Source organism: Mycolicibacterium sp. XJ879, from assembly GCF_053483935.1.
Window position 1 is genome coordinate 66062 of record NZ_JBEFTH010000004.1, and the last position, 18520, is coordinate 84581.

15 protein-coding genes are annotated in these 18520 nt (G+C 65.0%); 2 read left to right on the forward strand and 13 right to left on the reverse strand.

The window, feature by feature from the left end; genetic code table 11:
- Window positions 1-2 precede the first annotated feature (2 nt).
- The 11 genes from ABQF13_RS10830 to ABQF13_RS10880 form a co-directional block, all read right to left on the reverse strand.
- On the reverse strand, window positions 3-1442 hold the full coding sequence (locus ABQF13_RS10830; RefSeq protein ID WP_165757583.1) for an amidohydrolase family protein: 1440 nt from the start codon (window positions 1440-1442) through the stop codon (window positions 3-5).
- 5 nt (window positions 1443-1447) lie between these two features.
- On the reverse strand, window positions 1448-3013 hold the full coding sequence (locus tag ABQF13_RS10835) for an AMP-binding protein (RefSeq protein WP_448392751.1): 1566 nt from the start codon (window positions 3011-3013) through the stop codon (window positions 1448-1450).
- Complete coding sequence (locus tag ABQF13_RS10840; protein WP_448392752.1) at window positions 3010-4959, reverse strand: fumarylacetoacetate hydrolase family protein; 1950 nt, start codon at window positions 4957-4959, stop codon at window positions 3010-3012. Before ABQF13_RS10840 ends, ABQF13_RS10835 begins: the two co-directional genes overlap by 4 nt.
- A gap of 87 nt (window positions 4960-5046) precedes the next feature.
- A complete protein-coding gene (locus tag ABQF13_RS10845; protein ID WP_448392753.1) occupies window positions 5047-6477 on the reverse strand; it encodes an MCE family protein in 1431 nt (476 codons plus the stop codon).
- 1 nt (window position 6478) lies between these two features.
- Window positions 6479-7618: an MCE family protein gene (locus tag ABQF13_RS10850; protein ID WP_448393126.1), complete on the reverse strand. Its 1140-nt coding sequence runs from the start codon at window positions 7616-7618 to the stop codon at window positions 6479-6481.
- Entirely contained in the window at window positions 7615-8823 is a 1209-nt protein-coding gene (locus ABQF13_RS10855) for an MCE family protein (RefSeq protein ID WP_448392754.1), read from the reverse strand. The genes ABQF13_RS10850 and ABQF13_RS10855 overlap by 4 nt, the downstream gene beginning before the upstream one ends.
- Window positions 8824-8855: 32 nt before the next feature.
- On the reverse strand, window positions 8856-10094 hold the full coding sequence (locus ABQF13_RS10860; protein ID WP_448392755.1) for an MCE family protein: 1239 nt from the start codon (window positions 10092-10094) through the stop codon (window positions 8856-8858).
- Window positions 10091-11119, reverse strand: coding sequence for an MCE family protein (locus tag ABQF13_RS10865; RefSeq protein ID WP_448392756.1), 1029 nt, complete (start codon window positions 11117-11119; stop codon window positions 10091-10093). The genes ABQF13_RS10860 and ABQF13_RS10865 overlap by 4 nt, the downstream gene beginning before the upstream one ends.
- A gap of 28 nt (window positions 11120-11147) precedes the next feature.
- On the reverse strand, window positions 11148-12500 hold the full coding sequence (locus tag ABQF13_RS10870) for an MCE family protein (RefSeq protein WP_448392757.1): 1353 nt from the start codon (window positions 12498-12500) through the stop codon (window positions 11148-11150).
- 3 nt (window positions 12501-12503) lie between these two features.
- On the reverse strand, window positions 12504-13355 hold the full coding sequence (locus ABQF13_RS10875) for an ABC transporter permease (protein ID WP_448392758.1): 852 nt from the start codon (window positions 13353-13355) through the stop codon (window positions 12504-12506).
- Window positions 13352-14128, reverse strand: a complete 777-nt coding sequence (locus ABQF13_RS10880) for an MlaE family ABC transporter permease (RefSeq protein ID WP_448392759.1) — start codon at window positions 14126-14128, stop codon at window positions 13352-13354. Before ABQF13_RS10880 ends, ABQF13_RS10875 begins: the two co-directional genes overlap by 4 nt.
- Before the next feature lie 669 nt (window positions 14129-14797).
- Here ABQF13_RS10880 and ABQF13_RS10885 point away from each other — a divergent pair.
- Both ABQF13_RS10885 and ABQF13_RS10890 read left to right on the forward strand, forming a co-directional pair.
- Window positions 14798-15310, forward strand: coding sequence for a TetR/AcrR family transcriptional regulator (locus ABQF13_RS10885; RefSeq protein WP_448392760.1), 513 nt, complete (start codon window positions 14798-14800; stop codon window positions 15308-15310).
- A 136-nt stretch (window positions 15311-15446) separates the two neighbouring features.
- Window positions 15447-16619: an NAD(P)/FAD-dependent oxidoreductase gene (locus ABQF13_RS10890; RefSeq protein WP_448392761.1), complete on the forward strand. Its 1173-nt coding sequence runs from the start codon at window positions 15447-15449 to the stop codon at window positions 16617-16619.
- Between the two features lie 54 nt (window positions 16620-16673).
- On the opposite strand, the gene ABQF13_RS10895 is transcribed toward ABQF13_RS10890, so the two are convergent.
- The gene (locus tag ABQF13_RS10895; protein ID WP_448392762.1) at window positions 16674-17957 is read right to left on the reverse strand and encodes a VOC family protein; all 1284 of its coding nucleotides are present in this window, start codon (window positions 17955-17957) and stop codon (window positions 16674-16676) included.
- Entirely contained in the window at window positions 17954-18478 is a 525-nt protein-coding gene (locus ABQF13_RS10900) for an RNA polymerase sigma factor (RefSeq protein ID WP_448392763.1), read from the reverse strand. Before ABQF13_RS10900 ends, ABQF13_RS10895 begins: the two co-directional genes overlap by 4 nt.
- Between the last annotated feature and the right edge of the window lie 42 nt (window positions 18479-18520).

The window sequence follows — 18520 nt, forward strand, 5'->3', positions numbered from 1 at the left end:
TGCTACCTCGTCGCCGCTGCGAGGTTGCCGTCAATCGTGGCACCCAGGGATTCGATCAGGCCCGGGGGGAGCGGCAGCCGCCAACCGCCGATGCGAGCCACCCGCTCGGCGATCCGCTCGTGTGCCTGCTCGATCAGATCGATACCTCGGCGCTCGACATCGGCCGGTAGCGAACCGTTGTCGACGACCATCCGTCCGTCGACCAGCACCTTGTCGATGTCGCGGGTGGTGGCCTGCAAGACAATGGAATCCACCGGATCGATCACCGGCCGCAGATGCAACCGGTCGTTGCGCAACAGCAGCAGGTCGGCGGCCTTGCCGACCTCGACCGAGCCGCAGGTGGAACCCAGACCCAATGCCTCGGCGCCCGACAACGTGGCCGCGCGCAGGATCTGCCGGGTGGTAAGCGGAAGCTCACCGACGCCGGCCAAGCCGGATGACTCCAGCACAGGCTGCAATGCCACCCCGCGTTCGGCTTGCATGAGGATGCGCATCGCGGTGAAGAAGTCACCGCTGTTGTTCGACACGATGTCCGCACCGATTCCAGCAATCACCCCTGCCGACTCGGCCCGACGGAATATCGGGAGGCCACAACCCATTTCAAGCTCGGTATCGGGGGTGCTGGCCACCGAGCAGCCAGTGTCGCGCAGCAGCGCCAGATCTGTCTGCGTGCACATGTTGGCGTGCGAATGGATCTGGCCGGCCCGCAACAGTCCAGCGCGGGAGAGGATCTCCACATCATTGACTCGCGGTTCGCTCCATATGCACCGGGTGTGCATGGTGACGGCGATGTCGAGTTCGGCTGCGATCTCGATTTCTTCGCGGGTGACGTCGAACGGCAGTAAGCCGAGTTCGGTGAGCGCGACGCCCATCCGGACCAGGCCGCCCTCACTTGCGAAGTGCGCGGTCCGGACCCGGCGCGCGTCGTTGAACCGGTCTTCTGGCGACGTGAAAATGGGATCGGCCATCGGTGACGGGAAGAACCCGTAGCACCACAGGGCGCGTACGCCACTGGCCTTCACGCCCTCGACGGCGGCATCCGAATGCTGTGGCGAGTTGGTGATATGCGAGTGGTCGATGGTGGTGGTGACGCCGGCGGCAAGCGCGTCGAGCCCACCCGCGTACTGGCCGGCGAATACGTCGTCGGGGTCGTGCAGACCGGCGAAGTGGTTGCGAATGTTCCAGTAGTAATCGGTGAGATTCCAGTTCGCCGTCAGCCCCCGCATGGTGGTCTGCCATAGGTGGCGGTGAGCGTCGACAAATCCCGGGACGATCCACCGGCCCGTCGCGGCGATCACTTGGGCGTCCTCGCGGGGGAGATCCGCCGCGATGGCCGTGATCGAGCCGTCCTCGATCAGCACGTCGGCCCGCCGCATGGTCGCGGTGAGCGGATCGCCGACCAGCACCTCGCCCCCTGCGAGAAGCGTTTTCTGTGACGACATCGTTGTCATATCCTTCCGTGCGGCGACGTAGGTCGTGATTGTTCGGAGCGAAGCAGGTGCTTTCGGATTTTTCCGACCGAGGTGCGGGGCAGGTCCGCCGTGAACTCGATGACGTCGGGGACTTTGCCTTTCGGGAGATGGCCGCGACAGAACTCAACCAACTGGTCGGCGCTGGGGACATCACCGCACTGATCATCAAGTACTACAAAGGCTTTGATTCCCTCGCCGTACACCGGGTCGGGCACCCCCACGACCGCCGACTCGAACACCGCAGGGTGGGCGTTCAGCACCCGCTCGACCTCCGCGGCTGCCACGTTCTCGCCGGAGCGTTTGATCATGTCTTTCGCGCGGTCCCGGAACGCGAGGAATCCGTCGTGGCGACGCAGCATCACATCGCCGGTGTTCAGCCATCCGTCGTCGTAAGCCTCGGCGAACGCCGTCGCGTCGTCAAGGTAACCGAGCATCAGTGTGGTGCCGGGGTGCCCGCCGACCAGCAGGGTTCCCGACTCGCCCGCCGCGACGTCTACGCCGGCATCATCGACGATCCGGACGCGGCCCGACTCTGTGGGCAGTCCCACGGTCATGTTGTCGTGCGGTCCGTACAGCGGGTTCATCAGCGGTGGGGCGATCGTCTCGGTCATGCCGTACCACTGCCGCAGCGGGCAGCCGAACCGCCGTTCGAAGGTTTCGAGTTGTTCAGCGGTCAGATTCTGCGCGAATAGACATGCCCGCAACCGATTCTGGTGATCCAGCGGTGAATTCGGTTGCGCGAGAATCATCCGTACCGGGGCGGCGAACAAACTCCCCAGCGTCGCGTCGCATCGGCTGACCTGAGCCGGCCATCGCGACGCCGAGAACCGTTCGGCGACGGCCACCGAGGCCCCCGACACCAACGCCGACATCACGCAGTAGTACTGGGCGTTGGCGTGGAACAGCGGCAGTACCACCATCCACCGGTCATCGGCCCGGATACGCAGCTGTTGTGCCACCACGTGGCCCGCGGTCACGTAATTGGCGTGCGTCACCATCACCCCTTTCGGGCGACTGGTGGTGCCGGAGGTGTACATGATCGACAGTAGATCGTGCGGTTCTACCGGGTGGCCGAGTTCCACGACGGCTTCTGCAGCGCGCGAACCGAAGTCGGTGCCGGTTACCACAATTGCCTGGGGTGCGCCGCGCCACGCATTGCGGACGGTCTCCAGTTGTTGGGAACCGCAGATGACTGCCTTACTGGACGAGTGCGCGAAGGCGTAGGTCAGGTCATCGGTCGTGCTGGCGGGATTGACCGGAACCACCGTTGCGCCGAGTATTGCGGCGCCGAACCAACAAGCGAAGAATTCCGGACAGTTGCCAACGACAACTGCGAACCGATCGCCCCGACCGACCCCCAGCGACGAGAGAACCGCGGCTCCACCTCGCGCCAGTTCCCACACTTCGGCGAAGGTGAGGGTGGACGGTTCGGCCCTATCGGTGTCGAAAAGCAAGAACGGCGCGTTTGGTGACGTATCGACGCGATGCCTCAACCCGGAGGCGACCGTTTGACGGCCAGCCGTCGGCAGCGCTGTGCTCATCGCGAACGTGCCCGACGGTCAAGCCATTCCGACTGAAGTACGAGCAGTTCGACGACCGAGTGCTGCGGCGTCTGCGGATCGAGTTCTCGGTAGCGCTGATAGATGTTGACGAGCACGCGCTCCGCGTCCAACCAGTCGGCGTACTCGCCGAGGTCGATCCTGTCGGCGGCCTCGTACACGGACTGACCAGCAGCGTGGGCGGCATCGCTGTATTCGACGACGTAGTTGAGATAGTCGCGCACCCCGCGGATCCCGTCGACGTCGGTGATAGGGCCGTGGCCGGGTACGACGATGGTTGGCTCCAACGCGATCATGGTCTCGCAGGCGGATATCCAGTTCGCGATGGGGCCGGACCATACGATCGGCGTACACCCGATGAAGAGCAGATCTCCGGCGAAGAGTACGCCGGCGTCGGGCACGAAAACGATTGAATCAGCGTTCGTGTGGGCCGGACCCAGATTGAGTACGTCAACTCTGCGGCCCCCGAGGTCGATGGCCAACTCACGCTCGAACGTCTGGTCTGCGTTTCTGAGCTTGATTCCGCTGAAGTCGAAGTACTTAAACCGTTCTCGGGCATACGCATTGGCGACACCGCCGAGGTCAGCAGACTGAACGAGGGCGAGCATCTCCGGCGCCATCCCCTCATCGATCTCCGATGCGGTGTCCGCGGCGGCGATGACCCGAACGGTGCTGTCGAGCAACTGGTTTCCGTGCGTATGGTCGCCGTTGGCGTGGGTGATGACGGCATGGGTGATCGGCGCACCGCGCGTTATCGAACGCATTCCGTCGAGCATCTCTTGGGTGAGCGCCAGGTCGAACAGCGTGTCGACCAGCAATGATTCGCCGTCGCCGGTGATGAGCCCGGCGTTGCTCCACCCGTAACCCCCGTCGGGGAGGGTCCACGCCCAGACCCCGTCGCCGAGCCCATGTAGCCCGCGAGTGAACGGAATCTTCGCGGGCGCTCGGTTCACCCTTGGGCTCGGGGGATCAGCTTCAGGATTGGGCCGCGGCGGTAACGGTTCCGGCGCCGGCGAGGAGACCACTCGTTGGCAGGTTTCGCCCAGTCCCGCCACCCTGAGCGTGACCACATCGCCGTGGTGTAACCAGCCCCGGAAGGCGGCTAGGTCTGCCATGTCGAGGTGTTCGATGAGGGTACAGCCGGGCACGGTGCCGGAACCGAAAACGTCGCCGGGAGTTAGCGGTACACCACGCGACGCGTAGGAGATCACCTCGGCGAAGGTCCAGTCCATGCCGGCGACCGATCCCGAGCCGACCACGTCGTCGTTGACCAGCGCGGTCGCCGTGATGTCGAGCCTGCCGTCGCTGCGATATGGGTCGAGTTCGTCGTAGGTGACCAGGTACGGGCCGAGCGTGATTGCGCTGTCCTTGCCCTTGCCCTGACCGATTGCGAGTTGGTTCTCGAGGAGCTGCAGGTCTCGTGCGGACCAGTCGTTGAGGATTGTGTAGCCGATGATCGACTCTTCCGCTTGTGTTACCGAGAGATCACGACCAGCTGGCCCCCCGATCACCGCCGCGATTTCCAATTCGAAGTCTTGCCAGGCACTTCCGGGTGCGATGGCGATGTCGTCGTACGGACCGGCAACGGTGGCGGGGCAGGTGAAGTAGAAAGCCGGTACGCGATACCAGGTGTCACCCAGTGCCCGGCTCCGGCCGAGTGCTTCCTGGCAGTTGCGCATGTGGTCGAGAAAACAGAGGCAGTCGCGGATCGATGGCGGCCGCGGGATTGGTGCCTTGAGCTTGACCTGATCGATTCGGAGCGTCTCGGCGGGTTGGGAAATCGCTTGCTCGGCGGCGTCGCGCAGGCCGTCACGTCCGCGGGGCAGCAGGTCGATGAGGGCGATGCCGTCCGGCATGGTGTGGATGACGTCGCCAACCACGACACCAGTTCTCTCGCCTCGTTCTGTTTCGCATGTGACCCACCGCACGATTGGCTGACCTCCTCGATACCGACATTTCTATGTTAATCAACATAGGCCATGTGCGTCGACATGTAAACGGTTGCGATGCTGGTATCAACCAACTCCGGGCGGGACGAGCATCGACTGCCATGTCGTGCCGCCCGGTGGGTGCTGTCCGAGATCGCCCTGGACGTAGGTGCGACCGTCAGGCCCGAGGTACGTGCCGGTCGCGGGATCGTAATGTGTCGCGGTAAGCGTGGGACCACTGGCCGCCGGTGGCAATTGCGGAATGTCTTGACCGGACAATGTCGCGTTCGGGTCGCCCTTCCAGTTGAACCCGTCGTTGAGCGGCACGTACTGCTCGTCGCTCTCGCACATCTTGACGGTTGGCGCACGCTTACCCGGCACGGTCAGGCACGGCAGGTTGCGCGCGCCGCGCACGTTGAACGGTGAATCCTGCGGCACCCGGCAGTACACATCACCCTCGGGCACATCCGGGTAGTCGGTCAGGGCGGGCGCCCGCTGCTGTTGTGCCGGCAGGAAACCGGTGGTGCAGGGCGGCGGAAGGTTGAGGTTCAGATTGAAGTCCAGGAAGCCGCCCTTGTAGTCCTGCCTGGTGCCGTGATTGGCCACCCCGACCCCTTGCAGGGTGGAAACCCCTTGTGGCAGCAGCACCAACAGTTGTTCCAGCGCCGGCTGATAGTTGATCGCCACCTGACCCACGCTGACGAGGTTCGCCATCAGCACGGGCAGCGTGGGTTGTAACCGGTCGATGAGGCGCCTGGCCTCCGCCGTGACTGACGGGCCCTGCTGCAGGATGCCCCGAACGGAGCTGTCTGTGGTTCGTAGCTGCTCGGTCACGGAGGCCAGATGAGATGCCCAGGCGGCGATCTCGTCGGCGGTGTCGCTCTGCGAGTCCAGTACCGGTCCCGCCTCGTCGATGAGTGTGACCATGGCGTCCAGGTTCTGTCGTGCGTCGATGGCCAGCTGAGTGGATCCCCTGACGATGCGGGTGAGCTCTGGCCCCAACCCGCCGGCCGCGATATATGACTCGTCGATGACCGTGCGCAGCTGCCGCTTCGGGATGGCCTGCAGCCCTTCACTTGTCGCATTCAACAAGGTGCCGATTTCAGGCGGAGTGGAGGTATGGTCGCGCCCGATGGTGTCACCGTTTGCCAGCGGCGCTGACGTGCTGTCGCGCGGATTTAGCGCAACATAGAGCTCGCCGGCCGCGGAAACGCTGCTTACACGCGCTTCCAGATTCGAAGGAATATCGATACCGGAGTCCAGTGACAGCCGCGCTTCAGCCCCCTCGGGAGTGAGGCGTACGTCGGTGACCTCACCCACCGTCGTGCCGCGGTAGGTGACGTTGGCGCTCGGGTAAAGCCCAGCGGTCTGCGCCATTTCGAGAACGACCTGATAGCGGCCGATGCCGAACAACAGAGCGGGCAGCTTAAGGTAGCCGCCGACCATCACCGTACCGGCGATCAACGCGACGATGGTGAAGAGCGCGAGCTGAACCTTGATGCGGCGTGTGAGATGCATGCTAGGGCCCCTGGTCCCATCGGTAGGGAGCCACCAACGGGTTCGCGGCGGTGTACGGGCTCGGCAACTGGCCAATGGTGCGGCCCCATTGCAGTTCCAACTCGGTCAGTGCACCTTCAAAGCGAGTGCCGGTGAGTAGGCCGGAATCCAGCCGGCTCAACGTGAGGTCGAAGATCGCTGTGATGTTCGCGTAGTCGCCGCGAAACCAGTTGTGGATGGTTTCATTTGGCCATGGATAGGTGCTAAACAAGGACAACGCACGTGTCATGGCAGGGCCGGCGTCGGCCAGCGACTTCAGCACCGGACCAAGCTCGCGGAGCTCGGCCACCAGAGATTCGGTGGTCTGATCGATCGTGGAGGAGGCCAGGTCACTGAAACTGCCGAATCGGTCGAGGGCATCCACCAGAACCTCTCGGCGCTCGGCGAGCACGTCGAGAGCTTCGGGGATCTGTTGCAGCGCCTTCTGGAGTATCGGCTGTTGCGAGGCGACTTGTGCGGTGAGCGCGTTCAACCTGTCGGTGGCGGCGAGCAGGTCTTCCTTTTGCGCGTCCAGATTGCCGATGAATCGATCGAGTTGCTCGATAAAGCTGCGAACGTCGCTTTCACGTCCGGCGAAGGCGGTGTTGAAAGCCGTTGTGATCTCTTGAATTTGACCTAGTCCGCCACCGCTGAGCACCATCGATACCGCGGCGAGCGTTTGTTCGGTGGTGGGATAGGCGCTTCCGAAGGGCAGCGGGATCATCGATCCGTTGTGCAGCCGTCCGCGGGGTTCGGCGTCGGCGGGCGGTGCGAGCTCGATGTGCAGCGAGCCGAAGAGGCTGGACTGGCCGACCGTGGCGGTGCTGTTCGCGGGCAGGTCGACGTCGCCGTCGATCGTCATGGTGACCAGGGCATGCCAGCCTTGGAGCTCGATGCGGCTGATATTGCCGACGGTGATGTCACCGACGCGCACCCGCGAGTTCCGCTCGATGTTCGACACGTTCGGCAGCTGCGCCTGGATCTCGAAGGCGTCTGCACCGTCGCCGGCGGTCCCCGGAAGCGGCAGCGAGTTCACGCCCTGCCATCCGCACCCGGCCATCGCCGCGGCGGCGAGCGCGGTCAGCAGTGCGGTCGACGCGCGACAGACGCTGAAGGTTTTCATCGCTCGCCCCCCGACGGCATAAGGATGCCGGTGAGCCCGTCGGCCGGGTCGGCGGGCGCCGCGGGTGTCGGGCGATGGTCGGGGCGCAGCCAATCCTCGCTGTAGGTGACCTCATTCGGCCGCGCCGTGGCGCCGACGATTGGGTTGAGACCGATGGGCGGGAAGTTGTATTGGCGGTTCTTGATGATCGGCGCCAGGTACTGCACACACAGCTTCGCCGACTGCTCGAATCCCATCCGCGAGGCTGCCTGCACCGCGCCGCACAAGAACGAGATCGGGTTGGCGAAGTGATTCACCACGGCGGCGCCCGTCAGCGACGCGTGCGCCGGCTCGTAGACGTTGATGACGTTCTGCAAGGTCGTCGGGCCGATATGCAGGACTTGTTCGATGTCGTCGAGTTGGTCGACCACTGCCGTCGAGATCGAGGTCAATTTGTCGGCGGCGGTGCCCACCGCATCTCGCTGCTCGGTCAAAAATGCTGTCACGTCGCCGGCGGCGGTGTTGACGTCTTCGATGGCCCGGGCGACCTCTGCGGGGTCGTTGGCCAACAACCCAGTCACTGACGCCAGATTGCCGTTCAGTTGCGCCATCAAGTCAGTGCTGCTGCGTAGCGCCGACACCAGAGTCGACAGGTTGCGGATGGTTGAGAAGACGTCACCGCTGTGATCGCCGAGCGCCGACAGGGCGCCGGACAGCTCGATGATGGTCTCGCGGATGCTCGTCCCCTGCCCGGAGAGGTTGTTGGCGGCGGTGTCGATCAGTGACCCGAGCGGACTCACGCCGCCTGACTCGGTCGGTTCCAGATAGTCGGTCAGCCGCTCCAATTGGTCCCGGAAGTCGTCCCATTCCACCGGGACCGCCGTGCGATCCAGGTCGATGACGCTGTTGTCAGCCATTTTCGGGCCTCCGGTGTAGGCCGGTGTCAGTTGGATCGCGCGCGAGGTGATCAACTGCGGCGACAAGATCACCGCCGAGGCATCGGCCGGGATGGGGTAGCGGTCGTCGACCCAGAATTCGATCTTGACGCGCTCGGGTTGCGGTTCGATGCGGGTGATCGAGCCGACGGGCACGCCGAGCAGTACGACGTCATCGCCCGGATAGATGCCGTTGCTGTTGTCGAAGTAGGCGACAATGTGGGTGCGGCTCATCGTCATATTCGATCCGATCAACACCACGCCGCCCGCTATCAGGAGCGCGGTGAGCATGGCGCCCAGCGTGATACGCAACCGGTGGGACCTCACGGTGTGCCTCCTTGGTTCTGCGGTACGGCCGGCGGTCCGGGCGGTGGGCCGCCAGGGGGCGGCGCCGGCAGCGGCTCCCGGTATGGATAGCGAGGGTCGCCGGGCTTGCCGGTGATCGCATCGGGAAGGTTCAGGTGTGGTTCGCCGCCCTGTCCGGTGCGTGGGAACGGCACTGGCAGAGCGGGGGTGGCGGGCTGCCCGACCGTCGGGTCGGTGCGCTCGGAGGGCAGCAGCACGTTGGGGTCCAGCCCGAGGTCGGAGAACGCGGCGTCGATGAACGGCTGAATGAACTGACCGGGGATCAGGTTCGCCAGGTATGACTTGAAGAAGGGCCCGGATGCCACCGACTCACCTAGCGACATGAGGTAGCCGCCTAGCAGGGTGATCGACTTCTGCACACGTTCTTTGCGGTTGTCGATGATCGCCAGTACGCCGTTGAGCTTGTCCAGCGCGGGACGCAGTTGCGCACGATTGTCCTCGACGAGTCCGGACAGTTGGCGGGCGGTGACCGACAGGTCACCGGAGATGTGATCGAGGGCGCTGCGGTGTTTCTGCAATTCGATGAGCAGTGCGTTGGTGTCGGCGATGAGGCCGACGACCTGGTCGGTGCGCTCGGCCAGCACCGTGGTCGCCTTCCTGGCATTCGCGAGGAGGTCGCGGAGATGCTGATCTCGCTCGTTGAGGGTTCTGGAGAATCTCGCCATCCCGGCCACTGCCAGTTGCAGATCTGCCGGGGTATCGGCGAACGTCTGCGACAGCACCCGCATGGAGTCGGCGAGCTGGCCGGTGTCCAGGTCGCCGAGCGTTGTCGTCAGTTTCCCGACCGCGTCGGTGAGTTGATATGCGGGCGTGGTGCGTTCCCCGGGGATAGGCCCGCGCAGGGTACCCTCCCCCCTGGGCGTGAGCTCGAGCGTCTTGGCGCCCAACAGACTCTTGGTGGTGATCGTTGCCTCCGTCCGGTCGCCCAACTGGACGTCGCCGGCGGTGGTGAAGCCGACCAGTACCTGCGGCCCGTCCAAGGCGATACGCGTCACCCGCCCCACCTCGACGCCGGCCACCTGCACTTCCGCACCGACGCGCAGTCCACTCGCCTCCGCAAAGTATGCGGAGTGGTGGTCGGTGTCATTGATCAGCGGAAGGTTCGGGTACTGGAAGGCCAGCACGGTGATGGCGGTGCCCAGCGCGAGCCCGGCGGCACCGAGGGCGAACGGATTGCGGTCGGAGAATTGCCTCATCGGGGTGCGCACCGGCCCGAGCTCTGGCCGGCGACCTTGACGTACACCGGCTGGCCGCCTTTGCCGTTGAGTTTGAGCACCAGGTCGCACACGTAGAAGCTGAAGTAGTCGCCGTAGAGACCCTGGCGGGCCAGCGCCTGGTAGGCGTCGGGCAGGGTGTCCAGGATCCGGTCCAGGTACTCGTGGTCGGTCACTGCGATGGCGGCGGCTCGATCCGTCTGGGCGACAGCTTCTTTCAGCGGGGCACGGCCCTGCCTGAGCAGGTCGGTGATCGACACGGACGCAGCGTCGACGGCCGACAGCGCGGTGCCGACATCGGTTCTTCGGGCGGCCAGGCCTGCGGTGAACTCGGCGAGCTTCTCCACCCCCTTGGCGAATTGGCCACTCTCTTCTGCAAGGGACCCGAGCACAGAATTCAAGTTGACGATCACCTCTCCGATCAGCTCATCCCTGTCCGCGACGGTGTTGGTCAACGCAGCGGTCTGAGCCAGCAGCGAGCCAATTGCCGGCCCCTGACCCTGCAACGCCTGGATCAGCTGGCCGGTCAGGTCGTTGAGTTGATCTGGATCCAGTGCCCGGAACAGCGGTTTGAACCCGCCGATCAGCGAGTCGAGGTTCAACGCCGGTTCGGTGCGGGCGAGCGGAATCGTCTGATTCGGCAACAACCGTTCGAAACCGCCGGCGCCCTCAGCCAATTCGAGAAATCGGTCTCCGATGATGTTGTCCCAGCGGATGAGCGCCCTGGTGCCATGGGTGAGGACGACCGATTCATCGACGGCGAACTCGACGAGAGCGCGATTGTCGGATTGGACGCCCACGTTCGTGACCTTGCCGACCTCGACGCCGGCGACCCTGACGAAGTCGCCCTCTCGAAGCCCTGAGGCGCTGCTGAACTCGGCCCGGAAGCTGCTCTGGGCACCAAATCTCAGTTGGGCGAACACCATCAACAGCGCGAACGTAGCCAGCGCCCCGACCATGGTAAAAGCAATCAGCCGCCACAGCGCGCTGATCAGGTCAGATCTCATAGCGGTGTCCCTTGTCTGGCAGTGTCGGTCACGGCTCACCTGCGGGCCCGGGTGCGGCCCACGGTGGTGGCGGCGGATACAGGGGTGCACCGTCGGGTCCGTACAGCGGTGCGCCGTAGGGTGGCGCGCCGAAGTAGGGCACCGGCCCGATCGCGGGCGGGCCTTCGCCCCGGATGCTCGGAGCCTCGGGAACCGCACGGGTCACCGGGAGATAGTTCGCGTAGAACGGGTGGCCGATACCGGGGTTCGGCCGCAGCTCGACGCCCGTCCCCCAACCGGTATTCGTGATGAGTTGGCGCACCGGAAAGTTCTCGCGCACAATGGGCAGCGACCCGCATCCGGGTTTGCCTCCCGGGCCGCCCTTCGCGGCGACGATCGGCAGGTTTTCGGGATAGCGGTAGGCGTCATCGCCCCAGTTGAATCCCGCGTCCAACAGCGCGGTTCGGCCGTTGCCCCCCATGATGTCGTAGGCGCCGTTGTCGAGCCACCACTTGGCTCCCATCAGCAGGCAGGTATAGCTGGGGTTGTACGTGTGCAGAAGGTTGGTCGTCGGCCGCACCAGGTTGATCGCCTCGATCAGGTCGGCGCTGGTGGGCTCGAGCAGATCGATACCGGCGCGAGCAAGTCCCGTGGTTTCCAACAGCAGCGCGTCGAGGTCATCGCGGCGTTCGCTGACGCTGGCACTGGTGGTACTGAATGCGTCCAGCACCGCGATGATGTCACTGGCTGCGGCGCCGTAGGCATCGCTGAAGCGTTGCGCCGCCTGCCAGTTCAGCCGCACCGTCGCCATCCGCGGATTCAGCGTTTGAAGTACCTCGTTGGCTGCGGTGGTTGCTTCGCCGATGCGCTCGCCCTGGCCGCGAACGCCGTCAGCCACTGCGGTCAGCACCGCGTTCAGTTTCGGCGGATCGATCTGGTGCAGAACCGCAACCAAATCCTCGAAGACGGTGTTGATCTCGGTGCCGACGTTCGAGGATTGCACCACGGCGCCAGCGGCGAGAGGCTTGTCGCTCGGCGAGTCGGGATAGATCAAGTCGACGTACTTTGCGCCGAACAACGTCGTCGCCCGTATCTGAGCGGTCACGTTGGCCGGGATGTGGCGGAGTTGGTCCGGCGAGATTTCGAGTCGAAGCTTCGTCTGCGAGCTCGGCCCCCCGCTCTCGGCGACCCGGCCCACCTCGACGCCGCGCAACCGCACCTTGGCGCCGGGCTCCATACCCAACCCGGCTCGTTCGGCTGTCACCGTCACTGGCACGGAGGTCCGAAACGCGCCCACGAACAGCGCCGAGCAGATCACCATGAACGCCACGCTGACGACGACCAGGAAGAAAACCCACCACGCCGGGCGAAGATGTTGCGGCCGTCCGCTATTGGGATGCATTCGCTACCCCGTGAAGTGGAAGTCACCGGACTGGCCGTAAATGGCCAGTGAGACGAACATAGTGACGACGGCAGCGCACACCAGCGACGCACGTACCGCCTGACCTACGGCCTCGCCCACGCCGGCGGGTCCACCGGCAGCGTTGAAGCCGTAGTACGTGTGCACCAGCATGATGATCACGCCGACCGCCACCGTCTGGACAAACGACCAGACCAGGTCGGTCTCGTTGAGAAACGTGTTGAAGTAATGGTCATAGACACCCGGGGACTGTCCATAGACGAACGTGGTGCCGAATCGGGCTGCCATGAACGACATCAGGACCGCGACACAGTACAGCGGTATCACCACGATCACTCCGGCGATGACGCGGCTGGAGGCGAGATAGGCGATGGACCGGATGCCCATGACTTCGAGCGCATCGACCTCCTCGCTGATTCGCATGGCGCCCAGCTGCGCGGTAGCACCCGCGCCGATGGTTGCCGCCAGTCCGATCGCGGATGTCAGCGGCGCGATCAATCGGACGTTGAAGTACGCCGAAGTGAAGCCGGTCAGGGCTTCGACGCCGATTTCGGCAAACTGGTTGTAGCCCTGTACCGCGATCAGTGCGCCGGTGGTCAGGGTCAGAAAGCCGACGATCGCCACTGTCCCGCCGATCACCGCTAACGCCCCGGTGCCCAGACCCATGATCGCGATCAATCTCAGAATCTCGGTCTTGTAATGCCGCAACGCATCTCCGGTGAAACGGAGAGTGGCAGCGTAGAACTGCGTCTGCAGACCTACCCGATCCAACGCCGTTAGCCAGTCGCGCCGGATGCGGTTGAGCCGGCCGAAATGTCGGCTTGGCAGGCTCGTCAACTGATCGCTCCCACCAGGCGGACGGTGAGAGCCGTCGTGATGACGTTGATCGCGAACAACGCGACGAAGGAGTACACCACCGTTTCGTTGACCGCGTTGCCGACCGCTGCTGGACCACCTTTGACGGATATGCCCTTGTAACAGGCGATCAATCCGGCGGCCAACCCAAAGAGAGCGGCCTTGATGATGGCGACCACCACGTCGGCGAGCCCGGTGATCAGGGTGAGCCCGGCGGCGAACGCGCCGGGGGTGACGTTCTGGACGAAGACCGCGAAGAAGAAGCTGCCGAGCAGACCGACAACGCTGACGATGGAGGACAGCACCACCGCCGCGAACGTCGCAGCCAGTACCCGCGGCACCACCATGGCGTGAATGGGATCGATGCCCATCACCCGCAGCGCATCGATCTCCTCCCGAATCGTTCGGGCCCCCAAGTCCGCGCACATCGCGGTGGCGCCGGCGCCGGCCACCACCAAGACGGTCACGATGGGACCGACCTGGGTGACCGTGCCTTTTGCGGCGCCGGTGCCCGACAAGTCTGACGCGCCGAATTCAGCGAAGAGGATGTTGAAGGTGAACACCAGCATGACGCTGAAGGGGATGGACAGCAGCACGGTAGGCACAAGCGACACCCGCGCCACGAACCATGCCTGAATGACGAACTCCCGCCACGGAAATGGCCAGCGCAGCAACGCCACCGAGGTGTCGAGCGCCATGCCGAAGAACTCACCGAGGCCACGGACCGGTTTGGCGGCGGTTGCCAGCGTCGTCATCGGTGCGCCCTGCCGACGGTTCGTGACGGGACAACTACGACCGGTGGGGAGGCGATGGCGTCGCTGGCCATCCGATGAGTGCGCACTGCCATCGAACCCACCTCCCTTCTGTGTTGGACAACATACAATCGGTTCTATGACATGTAAAGAGTCGATTGGCAGACTGTGAAAAACTCGGCGGGCGCTGATGGTGCGGCAGCAGTTCTGTAGACCGTCTCGCTCGCCTCGATGTCGGCCCGGTTGACCATTCGAGCTTCCGGCCGGCGCGATCGGGATTTCCGCCCAGTGCTATTGGTCGTCGACTGTGACGGCAATTTCTTTGCCGCTCAATTGCTTCAGCTTCTCGGTATGCAACTGAAGGTCCTCTCTCGGTAGGTGAGAGAAGCGTGTCAACAAGGTCGCGCCCAGGCAATATGACGTGCTCGCACCTTTATGTGTTGTGGCACAACATATCGCCGGAAATGCTGGACGTACCGCACCGTCGTCAAGGGCGGGACCCGCCACCGGCGTGTTTCATCAACCCACCGTCGCACTGTGTTGGATAACATACAGTCGGCCAGGTGACACGTAACGGGTCATCTGCCAGACTACGCATGCACTCAGAGGGCGGTGATGGGGCGGATGGCGGCGACCAGACGGGCACAGACAAGCAGTGAAAGCAGGCGGCTGTTGGTCGCTGCTGCGGCAGAGCTGTTCGCCGAGCAAGGTTTTCGGAAGACGACCGTCGCCGATGTCGCTGACCGCGCCGGCATCAGCCGAGGCTCAATCCCGTGGCACTTCGGCAATAAGGACGGCCTGCTCGAGGCGGTGATCGAACAGATTTCGAGCAGCTGGCTCGAGCAAGCCGAGGCTCCGGCGGGCGGCACAGCAGCCAGCTTGGATCGGATCAAGACACTCATTCAGGAGCCCAGCACCAGGCTGCTCATCACGTTGGTCGCCGAAGCCGTGGAGCCGGGATCGCCGGTGCACGGCTTCTATGCCGATTTGCACCGTTCGTTGCGCAAGTGGGTGGAGAATTGGACTCTCGATGCTTCGTTGCCACCCGGTGTCAGCCGGGAGGAATATGTCGCGGTCCTTACTGGCGCCATTATCGGCGTCCATCTGGAGTGGCGGGTGGCGCCCGACGATATCGACCTCGACCGAGCCTTCGAAACCTTGAAGGCGATCTTCATTCGGAAATGATCGGCCTCGCCGCCCATCCTCGACGCCGGTACCTGAGCCCGGGGATGGCCGAAACAGGTCTGGTGTGCCGAGTGGCGGTGGCCTGCTAGGCCAGGGTGGCGGACCGTACGCCGACGCCATCGTGTAAAAACTCCGCATGACCACTGCTAGGGGCATCGTCATCGTCGGTGGCGGGTTGGCGGCTGCCCGCACGGCTGAACAGCTGCGTCGTTCGGAGTACACCGGACCGGTGACGATCGTCAGCGACGAGGACCACCTGCCCTACGACCGGCCGCCGCTGTCCAAGGAAGTGCTGCGCGCCGAGACTGACGACGTCACGCTCAAGCCTGCCGAGTTCTACGAGGACAACGACATCACCGTGCTCCTCGCCAACGGCGCGCGCTCGGTGGACACCGCCGCCAAGACGTTGACGCTGGCCGATGGCAGCCAGCTGGGCTACGACGAGCTGATCATCGCGACAGGCCTGGTACCCAAACGCATTCCGTCGTTTCCCGACCTCGCCGGAATCCACGTGCTGCGCAACTTCGACGAAAGCCTCGCGCTGCGCAAGGAGGCGGAGTCGGCGCAGCGCGCGGTCGTCGTCGGCGCCGGCTTCATCGGCTGCGAGGTCGCGGCCAGCCTGCGCAGGCTCGGCGTCGCGGTGTCGCTGGTCGAGCCGCAGCCGGCACCGCTGGCGTCGGTGCTCGGAGAACAGATCGGCGAGCTGGTGGCCCGGCTGCACCGCGGCGAGGGCGTCGACGTGTTTTGCGGCGTCGGTGTCTCCGAGGTGAGCGGAAGCGACCGGGTCGAGAAGGTGATCCTGAGCGACGGCACCGAGCTCGATGCCGACGTCGTCGTCGTCGGGATCGGCTCCCAGCCCGCCACCGGCTGGCTGGAAGGCTCCGGCATCGACCTGGACAACGGCGTCGTCTGCGACGCATCCGGCCGGACCAGTGCACCCAACGTGTGGGCGATCGGCGACGTCGCATCCTGGCGCAACACTGTGGGTAAGCAAGTGCGCGTTGAACATTGGAGCAACGTTGCCGACCAGGCCCGCGTTCTGGTGCCTTCGCTGATCGGCCAGGAAGTGTCGGCGGTGACCGCCGTGCCGTACTTCTGGAGCGACCAGTACGACATCAAGATCCAGTGCCTCGGCGAGCCTGAGGCCACCGACACCGTGCACATCGTCGAGGACGACGGACGCAAGTTCCTGGCGTTCTACGAGCGCGACGGCGTGGTCGCCGGCGTGGTCGGCGGCGGCCTGCCGGGCAAGGTGATGAAGACCCGCAGCAAGATCGCTGCGGGTGCCCCCATCGCCGACGTCCTGTAGTGGGCGATTTCGGCGCGCTCATGCACCCTAGCGGGGCAAAAGCGCGCCGAAATCTCAAAATTCGCCGAGGTAGAAGCGGGTGCCCTGGTCGTCGGCGCACAGCGCCGACTTGCCATAGCTCTGCTGGGACGGCGCGTCGAGCACCGTGCCGCCAGCCTCGACCACCCGGGTGACCGCCGCGTCGACGTCCTCGACGGTCCACATCGGAACCGTCACCGACTCGGTCGCGCCGCCGGCCAGCCCCGCCATCGGATGGGTGTGCTGGATGCCCCAGCCGTCCTCGACCCGGCCCGGCTCAAATGACCAGAACAGCATCCGGCTGTAGAACGCCTTGAACGCCGTCGAGTCGGGCACCTGATAGGTGATGTACGAAAGCTCCCCTGGCCCAGCGCCGTTGAGCTTCGGTCGGCGGGTTCCCGGCGCAGGTTCAAACACCGCGAACGGGGCTCCTGCCGGGTCGGTCGCGTTGAGCACCGCACCGAAGTCGAATTCCTGCACATCGCCGACACTGCCGCCGCCGTCGAGGATGGACTGCCGTGCCCCCGCCAGGTCGGTGACCGCATAGCAGCACACCATCGTCGGCGTGCCGGGTGCCGCGACGATGCCGATGCGTTGCTCGGTGTTGGTGACCTGGCGGGTGGCCGGGTCGTAGGTCCAGCCCAGCACGTGGCCGTAGAACGCCGCCGCGCGGTCGGAGTCGGGCGCCCACACCGCGACGTAGCCGACGTCGCCGTGCTGGATCGGCGTCGCGGCGCCGGTCAGCGGTCCGCTGAGCGTCCAGCGGTGCCCGAACGGATCGATGATCGCCGCGCTGCGCGAACCGTGGGCTTCCCTGACCTCCCCCGCAACGGTCGCCCCATGCTCGCGGGCCCGCTCGACGGCGGCGTCGGCGTCCGGCACCGCCAGCATCAGCATCACGGAAGCCGCCTGCGGGGCAGGAGATTTCATGCCGATCTCGGGATATTCGTCGGCGAGGTAGAACATTCCGCCTGCGAGCGCGAGCTCGGCGTGGCCGATGCGGCCGTCGTCCATCACGATCGGCTCGCCGACCAGCGTCGCGCCCAGCGCGTCGACGTACCAGGCGATGGCCTCGCGTGCGTTGGACACGGCGAGGTAGGGCAGCGCCGCCGAGCGGGGCACGCTGGACGCGGCGGTTTCGGTCCCGGCAAGTTCGGCGATCGCGGTATCGGTGCCGCTCATGACAACTCCTTGGGTTCGATTAGGAAGGGACACAGCTGATTCGAGACGTGCGCGCAGCCGAGCCGCGAACGCCGGATCTGGGTGGACGGGAAGTTCGTCGCCGTGCAGCACGGTCAACGGGTCGTTGCTGTTGTTCACGACTTCCCTCCTTCCGGCTCCGGATAGTTCGATCTGAAGGCGCGGCGGGCCCGCACCAACAGCGCCTCGGTGGCGTGCACGGTTCGGCCGATCAACTCGGCACACTCGGGCACTGAACAGTCGTCCAGGTAGCGCAGCGCCAGCACGGTGCGATGCTGTTCGGGCAGCTTTGCGAGCACGCTCTCGGCAACGATGCGATCCAGTTCGACGTCCCAGTCGTCGGGCGCGTCGAGCGGTTCGGGCAGCTCGGCGACGGGGACGGAGAACCGGTCGTGGCGGCGGCGGTAGTGGTCAGCCAGCTTGTGGCGGGCCACCCCGAGCAGCCACCGCCGACTGATCGGCGGGGGATTCGCCTTTCTGGCGGCATCCATCGCCGCCAGAAAGGTCTCCGACGTCAGGTCTTCGGCGGTGCCACGGTCCCCGCAGCGCCTTACGAAGTAGCCGTAGACAACCGGCAGTGCTTCGTCGTACAGCGCCAGCAAGGCCCGTGGAGCGTCGTCGCCATCCGATTCGGCGCTCACACCCATATCGTCGCCATCCGGGCCCAAACTCCGACGCCTTCC

Coding starts and splice junctions, on each gene's coding strand:
- ABQF13_RS10830 (WP_165757583.1), bottom strand. CDS start 1,442: ATGTCGTCACAGAAAACGCTTCTCGCAGGGGGCGAGGTGCTGGTCGGC.
- ABQF13_RS10835 (WP_448392751.1), bottom strand. CDS start 3,013: ATGAGCACAGCGCTGCCGACGGCTGGCCGTCAAACGGTCGCCTCCGGG.
- ABQF13_RS10845 (WP_448392753.1), bottom strand. CDS start 6,477: ATGCATCTCACACGCCGCATCAAGGTTCAGCTCGCGCTCTTCACCATC.
- ABQF13_RS10850 (WP_448393126.1), bottom strand. CDS start 7,618: ATGAAAACCTTCAGCGTCTGTCGCGCGTCGACCGCACTGCTGACCGCG.
- ABQF13_RS10855 (WP_448392754.1), bottom strand. CDS start 8,823: ATGCTCACCGCGCTCCTGATAGCGGGCGGCGTGGTGTTGATCGGATCG.
- ABQF13_RS10860 (WP_448392755.1), bottom strand. CDS start 10,094: ATGAGGCAATTCTCCGACCGCAATCCGTTCGCCCTCGGTGCCGCCGGG.
- ABQF13_RS10865 (WP_448392756.1), bottom strand. CDS start 11,119: ATGAGATCTGACCTGATCAGCGCGCTGTGGCGGCTGATTGCTTTTACC.
- ABQF13_RS10870 (WP_448392757.1), bottom strand. CDS start 12,500: ATGCATCCCAATAGCGGACGGCCGCAACATCTTCGCCCGGCGTGGTGG.
- ABQF13_RS10880 (WP_448392759.1), bottom strand. CDS start 14,128: ATGACGACGCTGGCAACCGCCGCCAAACCGGTCCGTGGCCTCGGTGAG.
- ABQF13_RS10890 (WP_448392761.1), top strand. CDS start 15,447: ATGACCACTGCTAGGGGCATCGTCATCGTCGGTGGCGGGTTGGCGGCT.